General features: G+C 68.6%; 6 protein-coding genes. All 6 read left to right on the plus strand.

The features are described 5' to 3' along the window. Positions 1-81 precede the first annotated feature (81 nt). The 6 genes from A5712_RS08290 to A5712_RS08315 all read left to right on the plus strand — a co-directional run bounded on the left by A5712_RS08290 (position 82) and on the right by A5712_RS08315 (position 12469). On the plus strand, positions 82-1128 hold the full coding sequence (locus A5712_RS08290; protein ID WP_068103430.1) for an esterase family protein: 1047 nt from the start codon (positions 82-84) through the stop codon (positions 1126-1128). Positions 1129-1280: 152 nt separating this feature from the next. Continuing rightward, positions 1281-2201: an esterase family protein gene (locus A5712_RS08295; RefSeq protein WP_068103432.1), complete on the plus strand. Its 921-nt coding sequence runs from the start codon at positions 1281-1283 to the stop codon at positions 2199-2201. 121 nt (positions 2202-2322) lie between these two features. Next, positions 2323-3333 carry a cutinase family protein gene (locus tag A5712_RS08300; RefSeq protein ID WP_068103434.1) on the plus strand — a complete coding sequence of 337 codons (1011 nt, stop codon included), beginning with the start codon at positions 2323-2325 and terminating at the stop codon, positions 3331-3333. A 323-nt stretch (positions 3334-3656) separates the two neighbouring features. Then, a complete protein-coding gene (gene fadD32 / locus A5712_RS08305; RefSeq protein WP_068103436.1) occupies positions 3657-5555 on the plus strand; it encodes a long-chain-fatty-acid--AMP ligase FadD32 in 1899 nt (632 codons plus the stop codon). Between the two features lie 10 nt (positions 5556-5565). Continuing rightward, positions 5566-10881: a polyketide synthase Pks13 gene (gene pks13 / locus A5712_RS08310; RefSeq protein WP_068103438.1), complete on the plus strand. Its 5316-nt coding sequence runs from the start codon at positions 5566-5568 to the stop codon at positions 10879-10881. Further along, positions 10841-12469 carry an acyl-CoA carboxylase subunit beta gene (locus tag A5712_RS08315; protein WP_231982050.1) on the plus strand — a complete coding sequence of 543 codons (1629 nt, stop codon included), beginning with the start codon at positions 10841-10843 and terminating at the stop codon, positions 12467-12469. The genes pks13 and A5712_RS08315 overlap by 41 nt, the downstream gene beginning before the upstream one ends. The last annotated feature ends 137 nt before the right edge of the window (positions 12470-12606 follow it).

A 12606-nucleotide genomic window follows, 5' to 3' on the forward strand; every position in this document is an offset into this window, starting at 1 on the left:
GCTGCGCAGATCGTATGCAGTACGACCCAATTCGACGATGCGCCTGTACTAAGGGCGCGCCGAAAGGATGAGGAAGCAAGGATGACGCTTGTCGACAGGTTTCGCGGCGCCGTGGCTCGCATGCCACGACGACTCGTGGTGGGGGCCGTTGGCGCGGCCCTGCTCTCGGGTCTGATTGGCGCCGTGGGGGGCTCGGCGACCGCTGGGGCGTTCTCGCGCCCGGGTCTGCCGGTGGAGTACCTGCAGGTTCCCTCGGCCGCAATGGGCCGCGACATCAAGGTTCAGTTCCAAAGCGGTGGTGCCAACGCGCCGGCGCTCTACCTGCTCGACGGCATGCGCGCGCAGGACGACTACAACGGCTGGGACATCAACACCCCCGCGTTCGAGTGGTACAACCAGTCGGGCATCGCCGTGGTCATGCCGGTCGGCGGGCAGTCCAGCTTCTACTCCGACTGGTATGCGCCCGCCTGTGGTAAGGCCGGCTGCACCACCTACAAGTGGGAGACCTTCCTGACCAGCGAGCTGCCGGCGTACCTGTCGGCCAACAAGCAGGTCCGGTCCACCAACAACGCGGCGGTCGGTCTGTCGATGGCCGGCTCGTCGGCGCTGATCCTGGCCGCCTACCACCCGAACCAGTTCGTCTACGCCGGCTCGCTGTCGGCGCTGCTGGACCCGTCGCAGGGAATGGGTCCGTCGCTGATCGGGCTGGCCATGGGCGACGCGGGTGGCTACAAGACCAAGGACATGTGGGGCCCCAAGGAGGACCCCGCCTGGCAGCGCAACGACCCGTCGCTGCAGGTCGGCAAGCTGGTCGCGAACAACACCCGCATCTGGGTGTACTGCGGTAACGGCAAGCCGTCGGACCTGGGTGGCGACAACTTGCCCGCCAAGTTCCTCGAGGGCTTCGTGCGGACTTCCAACCTGAAGTTCCAGGACGCGTACAACCAGGCCGGCGGCCACAACGCGGTGTGGAACTTCGACGCCAACGGCACCCACGACTGGCCCTACTGGGGCGCGCAGCTGCAGGCGATGAAGGGTGACTTGCAGTCGACGCTGGGCGCCACCCCGGGCGCCGGTCCGGCCACGGCCGCGGCCGCGGGCAACCAGGGCACGGGCACCGGCACCTAAGAACGAGCACGCGACTGACGGCGGCGATCCATTCGGGTCGCCGCCGTTGGTTTGCGCGCGGCGAGTGTGGCCTATATCACTACCCTGCTGACCGCCCCGCCTGTCGCCCTGGCTAATGTGCAGACACAGCGACTAGACGATGGAGGGTGGACATGAGGGTCGTACGGGGTCTGTCAGCGCTTCTGCGGATGTTTGGCGTCACCGCACTGTCCGTCGGGTTGGCGGTGACCTTCGCCTTGGTGACGACGGCAACCGCCGGCAAGGCCAGGGCCGCGGGTTACGAGAGCCTGATGGTCCCGTCGGCGGCGATGGGCCGTGACATCCCGGTGGCCTTCCTGGCCGGCGGTCCGCACGCGGTGTATCTGCTCGACCCCTTCGACGCCGCCCCGGACGTCAGCAACTGGGTCACCGCCGGCAACGCGATGAACACGCTGGCCGGCAAGGGCATCTCGGTGGTGGCCCCCGCCGGGGGCGCCTACAGCATGTACACCAACTGGGAGAACGACGGCAGCAAGCAGTGGGACACGTTCCTGTCCAGCGAGCTGCCCAACTGGCTGGCCGCCAACAAGGGCCTGGCGCCCGGCGGGCACGCCGCCGTCGGTGCCTCCCAGGGCGGCTACGCCGCGATGGCGCTGGCTTGCTTCCACCCCGACCGGTTCGGCTTCGCCGGTTCGCTGTCCGGTTTCCTGTACCCGTCGAACACCACGACGAACGGTTCGATCCTGGCCGGCCTGCAGCAGTTCGGCGGCGTTGACGGCAACGGCATGTGGGGCGCGCCGCAGCTGGGCCGGTGGAAGTGGCACGACCCGTGGGTGCACGCCTCCCTGCTGGCGCAGAACAACACCCGCGTCTGGGTTTGGAGCCCGACCACCGACGCGGCCAGCGATCCCGCCGCCATGATCGGCCAGGCCGGCGAGGCGATGGGCAACAGCCGGATGTTCTACCAGCAGTACCGCAGCGTCGGCGGGCACAACGGCCACTTCGACTTCCCCGGCGGCGGCGACAACGGCTGGGGCTCATGGTCGGGTCAGCTGGGCGCCATGTCGGGCGACATCGTGGGCGCGATCCGCTAGGACGCGAGGCCCGGGGTGCCGCGCGCAACGCCGGTACCGTGTAGGAAAGTGCAGCAGGGGGCGGGACGTCCGCTTGCCCGGGAACCGAGCTGCGATCGACCGACTCTGCCGGCAGGAGACCATGACGACGAGCGCGCGGCGTAAACGCCACCGGATCCTCGCCTGGGTTGCCGCCCTTGCCGTGGCGGGCGTCGTGTTGCTGGTCGTGGTAGCCGTCATCACGCTGTTGCGCAACCGGGAATCGCCGCCCAGCGCCGTGCCGCCCGGCATCCTGCCGCCGCCCTCCACGTCGACCCACCCGCACAAGCCGCGGCCGGCGTCCCAGGACGCCTCGTGCCCCGACGTGCAGCTGATCAACGTCCCGGGCACCTGGGAGTCCGCCCCGCAGGACGACCCGCTCAACCCGGGGCAGTTCCCGAATGCGTTGCTGCACAAGGTGACAAACGAGATCTCCCAGCAGTTTCCGTCGTCGCGGGTGCAGACTTTCACCACGCCCTACACGGCGCAGTTCCACAACCCCTTGAGCGGCGACACGCAGATGTCCTACAACGAAAGCCGGGCGGAGGGCACCCGCGCGACCGTCCAGGCGATGACCGACATGAACAACAAGTGCCCGCTGACCAGTTACGTGCTGATGGGCTTCTCCCAGGGCGCGGTGATCATCGGCGACATCGCCAGCGACATCGGCAACGGCCGCGGACCCGTCGACGACGACCTGGTGCTCGGTGTGACGTTGATCGCCGACGGCCGTCGCCAGGACGGGGTGGGCAACGACATCGGGCCCAACCCGCCGGGCGAGGGCGCCGAGATCACGCTGCACGAGGTGCCGGTGCTGTCCGGGCTCGGCCTGACCATGACGGGTGCGCGGCCGGGCGGCTTCGGTGCGCTGAACGGCAAGACGAACGAGATCTGCGCCCCGGGTGACCTCATCTGCGCGGCGCCGAACGAAGCGTTCAGCGTCGCCAAGCTGCCGGACACGTTGAACACCCTGGCCGGTGGTGCCGGGCAGCCGGTCCACGCGCTGTATGCCACGACGCAGTTCTGGAACCTCGACGGGGCGCCGGCGACCGATTGGACGCTGAATTGGGCCCGCGGGCTGATCGAAAACGCGCCGCATCCCAAACATGGGTGACTTCGCCGGATGACGATGGGCCGGTCGGCGGGGAAGAGGGCACTAGACACAGCCGCGACGTAGGCGAATCCGTGACGGGATCGGCGGTACCTTGTGATTTGGTCTGCCGCGGGGCGGCCCTTAACATTAAGAGAAAATTAAGAGCAATCAGCACTTGGTTGCGGTCCCGATCGGGGGCCGAAGCTGGCGGGGACTGGCACGGACCGGCGCTCCCAGCCGGGTGTCGTGCACAGCCGGCTCGTGTATAGAGGACCAGTCGGCGAAGCCGACAAGGCATTGAGTCGGCCAAGCCGACCGAGATGGTTGTGACAGGAGAAGACGGCATGGCGTACCACAACCCGTTCATCGTGAATGGAAAGATCAGGTTCCCGGACAACACGAACCTGGTTCGTCACGTTGAGAAGTGGGCGAAGGTTCGCGGCGAAAAGCTCGCCTATCGGTTCATCGACTACTCCACCGAGCGCGACGGCGAGTACCGCGACATCTCGTGGTCGGAGTTCAGCGCCCGCAACCGGGCCGTCGGCGCTCGCCTGCAACAGGTCACCCAGCCCGGTGACCGCATCGCCATCCTGTGCCCCCAGAACCTCAACTATCTGGTCGCGTTCTTCGGCGCGCTGTATGCCTGCAGGATCGCCGTGCCGTTGTTCGACCCGAGCGAACCGGGCCACGTCGGCCGTCTGCACGCCGTGCTCGACGACTGCACCCCGTCGACGATCCTGACCACCACCGAGGCCGCCGAGGGAGTCCGCAAGTTCATCCGCGCCCGCTCGGCCAAGGAGCGCCCGCGCGTCATCGCCGTCGACGCCGTGCCGAACGAGGTCGCCGCCACCTGGGAAGAGCCGGTGGCCGACGAGAACACCATCGCCTACTTGCAGTACACCTCCGGCTCCACGCGCACCCCGACCGGCGTGCAGATCACCCACCTGAACCTGCCGACCAACGTGCTGCAGGTGCTCAACGGCCTCGAGGGCAAAGAGGGTGACCGCGGGTTGTCCTGGCTGCCCTTCTTCCACGACATGGGCCTGATCACCGCGCTGCTGTCACCGGTGCTCGGCCAGAGTTTCACCTTCATGACCCCGGCCGCGTTCGTGCGGCGACCGGGCCGCTGGATCCGGGAGATGGCGCGCAAGCCCGACGACGCCCCGGAGTGCGAGGTCTTCACCGTCGCGCCGAACTTCGCCTTCGAGCACGCCGCGGTGCGCGGCGCGCCCAAGGAAGGTGAACCGCCCCTGGACCTGAGCAACGTGAAGGGCATCCTCAACGGCAGCGAGCCGGTGTCCCCGGCGTCGATGCGCAAGTTCTACGAGGCGTTCGCGCCGTACGGACTGCGGGAGACGGCGATCAAGCCGTCCTATGGCCTGGCCGAGGCGACTTTGTTCGTCTCCACGACGCCGATGGACGAGGCGCCCCGGGTCATCCACGTCGACCGCGACGAGATGAACAACCAACGCTTCGTCGAGGTCCCCGCCAACGCGCCGAACGCGGTCCCCCAGGTGTCCGCCGGCATCATCGGTGTCGACGAGTGGGCCGCCATCGTCGATCCGGACACGGCCAGCGAGCTGCCGGACGGGCAGGTCGGCGAGATCTGGCTGCACGGCAACAACCTCGGCACCGGGTACTGGGGCAAGGAAGAGGAAACCCAGCACACCTTCCGCAACATCCTGAAGTCCCGCGTCAGCGAGTCGCACGCCGAGGGCGCCCCGGACGACGGGCTTTGGGTGCGCACCGGTGACTACGGCACCTACCACGACGGCCACCTCTATATCGTCGGCCGCATCAAGGACCTGGTCATCATCGACGGGCGCAACCACTACCCGCAGGACCTCGAGTACTCGGCGCAGGAAGCCAGCCGCGCGCTGCGCACCGGCTACGTGGCCGCCTTCTCGGTTCCGGCCAACCAGCTGCCCCAGGTCGTGTTCGACAACCCGCACGCCGGCATCAAGCACGACCCCGAGGACACCTCCGAGCAGCTCGTGATCGTCGCCGAGCGCGCCGCCGGCACGCACAAGCTCGACTACCAGCCCATCGCCGACGACATCCGCGCGGCCATCGCCGTGCGACACGGCGTCACCGTGCGCGACCTGCTGCTGGTGCAGGCGGGAACCATTCCGCGCACCTCGAGCGGCAAGATCGGGCGCCGCGCCTGCCGCGCCGCCTACCTCGACGGAAGCCTGCGCAGCGGCATCGGTTCCCCGACCGCCTTCGCGGGCGCGAACGACTGAACCAGGAATCATGACTGACATAGACGAATCCCAGGAGAATCTGCCCGCCAAGAAGGCCGAGTTAACCGTCCCCGAGATGCGCCAATGGCTGCGCAACTACGTCGCCAAGGCCACCGGGCAGTCGCCCGATTCGATCGACGAGTCGGTGCCGATGGTCGAGCTGGGCCTGTCGTCGCGCGACGCGGTGGCGATGGCCGCCGACATCGAGGACATGACCGGTGTCACGCTGTCGGTCGCGGTGGCGTTCCAGCATCCGACCATCGAGTCGCTGGCGACCCGGATCATCGAGGGCGAGCCCGAACCGGACCTGTCGGACGACGACGTCGTCGACTGGTCGCGCAACGGCCCCGCCGAGCGCGTCGACATCGCCGTCGTGGGCCTGGCGACCCGGCTGCCCGGCGACATGAACAGCCCCGAGGAAACCTGGCAGGCGCTGATCGAGGGCCGCGACGCCATCACCGATTTGCCCGAGGGCCGCTGGGAGGAATTCCTCGACGAGCCGCGGCTGGCCGAGCGGATCGCCAAGGCCCGCACCAAGGGTGGCTACCTGAAGGACATCAAGGGCTTCGACTCCGAGTTCTTCGCGATCGCCAAGACCGAGGCCGACAACATCGACCCGCAGCAGCGGATGGCGCTGGAACTGACCTGGGAGGCGCTCGAGCACGCCCGCATCCCGGCGTCGAGTCTGCGCGGCGAGGCGGTCGGCGTCTTCGTCGGCGTCTCCAACCATGACTACGGCTTCTTGGCCATCTCCGACCCGACCGCCGCGCACCCGTACGCGATCACCGGTAACTCACCGTCGATCATCGCGAACCGGGTGTCCTACTTCTACGACTTCCGTGGGCCTTCCGTCGCGGTCGACACCGCGTGCTCGAGCTCGCTGGTGGCGATCCACCAGGCCGTGCAGGCGCTGCGCAACGGCGAGGCCGACGTGGCGGTGGCCGGCGGCGTCAACGCGCTGATCACGCCCGCGGTGACGCTCGGTTTCGACGAGATCGGCGCGGTGCTGGCCCCCGACGGCCGGATCAAGTCGTTCTCCTCGGACGCCGACGGCTACACCCGCTCGGAGGGCGCCGGCATGCTGGTGCTCAAGCGGGTCGACGACGCCCGCCGCGACGGCGACCAAATCCTGGCCGTGATCGCCGGCAGCGCGGTCAACCACGACGGCCGGTCCAACGGCCTGATCGCGCCCAACCAGGACGCGCAGGCCGACGTGCTGCGGCGCGCCTACAAGGACGCCGGCATCGATCCGCGCAACGTCGACTACATCGAGGCGCACGGCACCGGCACCGTCCTCGGTGACCCGATCGAGGCCGAGGCGCTGGGCCGCGTCGTCGGCCGCGGCCGCCCGGCCGACCGCCCCGCACTGCTGGGCGCGGTGAAAACCAATGTGGGCCACATGGAGTCGGCCGCCGGCGCGGCCAGCATGGCCAAGGTGGTGCTGGCGCTGCAGCACGACAAGCTGCCGCCGTCGCTGAACTTCGCAGGTCCCAGCCCCTACATCGACTTCGACGCGATGCGCCTGAAAGTGATTGACAAGGCGACAGATTGGCCGCGCTACGGCGGCTACGCGCTGGCCGGGGTGTCCAGCTTCGGCTTCGGTGGCGCCAACGCCCACGTGGTGGTGCGCGAGGTCCTGCCCCGCGACGTGATCGAGAAGGAGCCGGAGCCGCAACCCGAGGCCAAGGCTGACGCCGACGCGGCCTCGGAAACCGCTCAAGCGCCCACGTTCGAGGCGCACTCGCTGCGGTTCGACGACTTCGGCAACATCATCCCCGACGCGCCGGCGGCCGAGGAGGAAGAGCCCGACCTGCCCGAGGTCACCGAGGAGGCGCTGGAGCTTAAAGCGGCTGCACTGGAAGAGCTTGCGGCGCAAGAGCTTCCGCCACCGGTTGTCCCGCTCGTCGTGTCGGGGTTCCTGACCTCCCGCAAGAAGGCCGCGGCGGCGGAGCTCGCGGACTGGATGGAAAGCCCCGAGGGACAGGCGTCGTCGCTGGAATCGATCGGCCGGTCGCTGTCGCGTCGCAACCACGGCCGCTCGCGCGCGGTGGTGCTGGCGCACGACCACGAGGAGGCCATCAAGGGCCTGCGCGCGATCGCCGAGGGCAAGCAGCGGCCGAACGTGTTCAGCGTCGACGGCCCGGTGAGCAACGGGCCGGTGTGGGTGCTGGCCGGTTTCGGTGCCCAGCACCGCAAGATGGGCAAGAGCCTGTACCTGCGCAACGAGGTCTTCGCCAAGTGGATCGAGAAGGTCGACGCGCTGGTCCAGGACGAGCTGGGCTACTCGGTGCTCGAGCTGATCCTGGACGACTCGCAGGACTACGGCATCGAGACCACCCAGGTGACCATCTTCGCGATCCAGATCGCGCTGGGCGAGCTGCTCAAGCATCACGGTGCCAAGCCCGCGGCCGTGGTCGGTCAGTCGCTGGGCGAGGCGGCGTCGGCGTACTTCGCCGGCGGCCTGTCGCTGCGCGACGCCACCCGGGCCATCTGCTCGCGCTCGCACCTGATGGGCGAGGGCGAGGCGATGCTGTTCGGTGAGTACATCCGGCTGATGGCGCTGGTGGAGTACTCCGCCGACGAGATCAAGACGGTGTTCTCCGACTACCCCGACCTGGAGGTGTGCGTCTACGCCGCACCCACCCAGACCGTCATCGGCGGACCGCCCGACCAGGTGGACGCGATCATCGCCCGGGCCGAGGCTGAGGGCAAGTTCGCCCGCAAGTTCCAGACCAAGGGTGCCAGCCACACCCAGCAGATGGATCCCCTGCTCGGGGAGCTGGCCGCGGAGCTGCAGGGCATCAAGCCGATGAGCCCGACGTGCGGCATCTACTCGACCGTGCACGAGGGCAGCTACATCAAGCCGGGCAGCGAGCCGATCCACGACGTGGACTACTGGAAGAAGGGGCTGCGCCACTCCGTCTACTTCACCCACGGAATCCGCAACGCCGTCGACAGCGGGCACACCACCTTCGTCGAACTGGCGCCCAACCCCGTTGCGCTGATGCAGGTCGGCCTGACCACGGCGGACGCCGGGCTGCACGACGCCCAGCTGATCCCGACGCTGGCCCGCAAGCAGGACGAGGTCGAGTCGATCATCTCCACCCTGGCCCAGCTCTACGTCTACGGCCACGACCTGGACCCCCGCACGCTGTTCACCCGCGCCGCGGGGCCCGCGGATTACGCGAACATCCCGCCGACCCGGTTCAAGCGCAAGGAGCACTGGCTCGACGTGCAGGTCGCCTCGGGCAGCGGCGCGATCATCATGCCGGGCAACCACGTCGCGCTGCCGGACGGCCGCCACGTCTGGGAGTACGCGCCCAAGGGCCTGACGGATCTCGCGTCGCTGGTGAAAGCCGCTGCGGCCGAAGTGCTTCCGGACGCCAAGTTGACCGCCGCCGAGGAGCGCGCCAAGCCGGGGGAGGGCTCCCGGCTGGTGACCACCCTGACCCGGCACCCCGGTGGGGCGTCGGTTCAGGTGCACGCCCGTATCGACGAGTCGTTCACGCTCGTGTACGACGCGCTGGTGACGCGGGGCGGTGCCGAGTCCGTGCTGCCGGTTGCGGTCGGCGCCGGCACGGCGCTCGCGGCTCCGAACAACGGGGCCGTCGCGGAGGCTCCCGTCGACGGTCCGGAGGAGGAGGCGCTCACCGACAGCTTGACCAACCGGTACATGCCGGCCGGCTTCGCCAAATGGTCGCCGGATTCCGGCGAAACCATCGCCGAGCGGCTCGGCGCCATCGTCGGCGCGGCCATGGGTTACGAGCCCGAGGACCTGCCGTGGGAGGTGCCGCTGATCGAGCTGGGCCTGGACTCACTGATGGCGGTGCGGATCAAGAACCGCGTCGAGTATGACTTCGACCTGCCGCCGATCCAGTTGACCGCGGTGCGCGACGCCAACCTCTACGCGGTCGAGAAGCTGATCGAGTACGCCGTCGAGCACCGCGACGAGGTGCAGCAGCTGGCCGAGCACCAGAAGACGCAGACGGCCGAGGAGATCGCCAGGGAGCAGGCCGAATTGATCAGCGGCGCGACGCCCGCGTCGGTGGTGGCGCCGGCGCCGGACCCGCAGGCCGAGCCGCAGACCCAGGCGCCCCCGGCGTCGGACCTTCCGATCCCGCCGCCGCCGACCAACCCGTCGGGCCCCGCGGCTAATGGCGCCGGGCAGCCGAACCTGGCCGGGGCGGCCGAGGCGCTCAACCAGCAGGCGGTCGCCGAGGCGCTCAACTCCGACGTGCCGCCGCGCGACGCGGCCGAGCGGGTCGCGTTCGCCACGTGGGCGATCGTGACCGGCAAGTCCCCGGGCGGCATCTTCAACCCGCTGCCCAAGCTGGACGCCGACGCCGCCGCCAAGATGGCGCAACGGCTTTCGGAGCGCGCCGAGGGTCCGATCACCGCCGAGGACGTGCTGGCGTCGGAGAACATCGAGGCGCTGGCCGAGAAGGTGCGCGAGCACCTGGAGGCCGGGGTGGTCGACGGTTTCGTGCGCACCCTGCGGGCGCGCCCGGAGGGCAGCACGCGGACACCGGTGTTCGTGTTCCACCCGGCCGGCGGCTCGACGGTGGTCTACGAGCCGCTGCTCAACCGGTTGCCGGCGGACACCCCGATGTATGGCCTCGAGCGGGTCGAGGGCACGATCGAAGAGCGTGCGGCGCAATACGTTCCGAAGCTGATCGAGATGCAGGGCGACGGGCCCTACATCCTGGCCGGCTGGTCGCTCGGCGGCGTGCTCGCCTACGCGTGCGCGATCGGGCTGAAGCGACTGGGCAAGGACGTCGAGTGGGTCGGCCTGATCGACGCCGTGCGCGCGGGCGAGGAGGTTCCGCAGACCAAGGAGGAGATCCGCAAGCGCTGGGACCGCTACGCCCGGTTCGCCGAGAAGACGTTCAACGTCACCATTCCGGAGATTCCCTACGAGCATCTCGAGCAGCTCGACGACGAGGGCCAGATCAAGTTCGTGCTGGAGGCGGTCAGCCAGAGCGGGGTGCAGATCCCGGCCGGGATCATCGAGCACCAGCGCACGTCGTACCTGGACAACCGGGCCATCGACACCGCCCAGATCCAGCCGTACGACGGGCACGTCACGCTCTATATGGCCGATCGCTACCATGACGACGCGATCATGTTCGAGCCGCGCTACGCCACCCGCAAGCCGGACGGCGGTTGGGGCGAGTACGTGTCCGACCTCGAGATCGTGCCGATCGGTGGCGAGCACATCCAGGCCATCGACGAGCCGATCATCGCCAAGGTCGGTGCGCACATGACCCAGGCGCTGAACAAGATCGATGCCGAAAGGCAGCAGGACAAGTCCGAACAGGTTAGGTAGGCAAGTAGTGACGGAGACCGTGCCAGCTCCAGCGCCCGTTCAGCACACCACTGCGGAGAAGTTGGCCGAGCTGCACGCTCGCCTGGAACTCGCCAAGGAACCCGGCGGCGAGAAGGCGGCCGCTAAGCGCGACAAGAAGGGCATCCCGAGCGCCCGCGCGCGGGTGCATGCGTTGGTCGATCCCGGCACGTTCTTCGAGGTCGGGGCGCTGGCCAAGACGCCTAACGACCCGAACGCGCTCTACGGCGACGGGTGCATCACCGGCCACGGCATGATCGACGGCCGCCCGGTGGGGGTGTTCTCCCATGACCAGACGGTGTTCCAGGGCACGGTCGGCGAAATGTTCGGGCGCAAGGTGGCCCGCCTGATGGAATGGTGCGCCATGGTCGGGTGCCCGATCATCGGCATCCAGGACTCCGGCGGCGCCCGCATCCAGGACGCGGTCACCTCGTTGGCGTGGTACGCCGAACTGGGCCGGCGCCACGAGGCGCTGTCCGGTCTGGTTCCGCAGATCTCCCTCATCTTCGGCAAATGCGCTGGGGGAGCGGTGTATTCGCCGATCCAGGACGACTTGCTGGTGTCGGTGCGTGACCAGGGCTACTTCTTCGTGACGGGGCCCGACGTGATCCGGGAGGTCACCGGCGAGGACGTCACCCTCGACGAGCTCGGCGGCTCCGACGCGCAGGCCCGCTACGGCAACATCCACCAGGTCGTCGACTCCGAGGCCGAGGCGTTCCAGTACGTGCGCGAGTTCCTGTCGTTCCTGCCGTCCAACTGCTTCGACAAGCCGCCGATCGTCAACCCCGGCCTGGAGCCGGAGATCACGCCGACCGATCTGGAGCTCGACTCGATCGTGCCGGACTCCGACAACATGGCCTACGACATGCACGAGATCCTGCTGCGGATCTTCGACGACGGCGACTTCCTCGAGGTCGCCGCGCAGCACGGGCCGGCCATCATCACCGGGTACGCCCGGGTCGACGGGCGCCCGGTCGGCGTGGTCGCCAACCAGCCGATGCACCTGTCCGGTTCCATCGACAACGAGGCCTCCGACAAGGCGGCCCGGTTCATCCGGTTCTGCGACGCGTTCAACATCCCGCTGGTCTTCGTCGTGGACACGCCGGGGTTCCTGCCGGGCGCCGAAGAGGAGAAGCGGGGCATCATCAAGCGCGGCGGCCGGTTCCTGTACTCAGTCGTCGAGGCCGACGTGCCGAAGGTGACGATCACGATCCGCAAGTCCTATGGCGGCGCGTACGCCGTGATGGGCTCCCGGCAGCTGACCGCAGACTTCAACTTCGCCTGGCCGACCGCGCGCATCGCGGTGATCGGCGCCGAGGGCGCCGCGCAGCTGTTGATGAAGCGGTTCCCGGACCCGACGACGCCCGAGGCGCAGCAGATCAAGAAGGACTTCATCGAGGGCTACAACCTCAACATGGCGATCCCGTGGACCGCCGCCGAGCGGGGTTTCATCGACGCGGTCATCGACCCGCACCAGACCCGGCTGCTGCTCCGCAAGTCGATGCACCTGCTGCGCGACAAGCAACTGTGGTTCCGCGTCGCGCGCAAGCACGGCCTGATCCCGGTCTAGTTTTCACCGCGAGCAGACGCAAAATCGCCCATTCGACAACGAAATTGTGCGATTTTGCGTCTCAGTGTCAGGGTGAGAATGCCGCGTGGCGGCGTGTCTTCGTGACAGAGGCCCGCGCGTGGTGTTGGTTCCGGATC

This window comes from Mycobacterium sp. E2327, assembly GCF_001672675.1.
Classification (GTDB): domain Bacteria; phylum Actinomycetota; class Actinomycetes; order Mycobacteriales; family Mycobacteriaceae; genus Mycobacterium.

Excerpts from the sequence above, each read along its gene's own strand:
- A5712_RS08295 (WP_068103432.1), top strand. The coding sequence starts at position 1,281 with ATGAGGGTCGTACGGGGTCTGTCAGCGCTTCTGCGGATGTTTGGCGTC.
- pks13 (WP_068103438.1), top strand. The coding sequence starts at position 5,566 with ATGACTGACATAGACGAATCCCAGGAGAATCTGCCCGCCAAGAAGGCC.
- A5712_RS08315 (WP_231982050.1), top strand. The coding sequence starts at position 10,841 with ATGCCGAAAGGCAGCAGGACAAGTCCGAACAGGTTAGGTAGGCAAGTA.
- fadD32 (WP_068103436.1), top strand. The coding sequence starts at position 3,657 with ATGGCGTACCACAACCCGTTCATCGTGAATGGAAAGATCAGGTTCCCG.
- A5712_RS08300 (WP_068103434.1), top strand. The coding sequence starts at position 2,323 with ATGACGACGAGCGCGCGGCGTAAACGCCACCGGATCCTCGCCTGGGTT.
- A5712_RS08290 (WP_068103430.1), top strand. The coding sequence starts at position 82 with ATGACGCTTGTCGACAGGTTTCGCGGCGCCGTGGCTCGCATGCCACGA.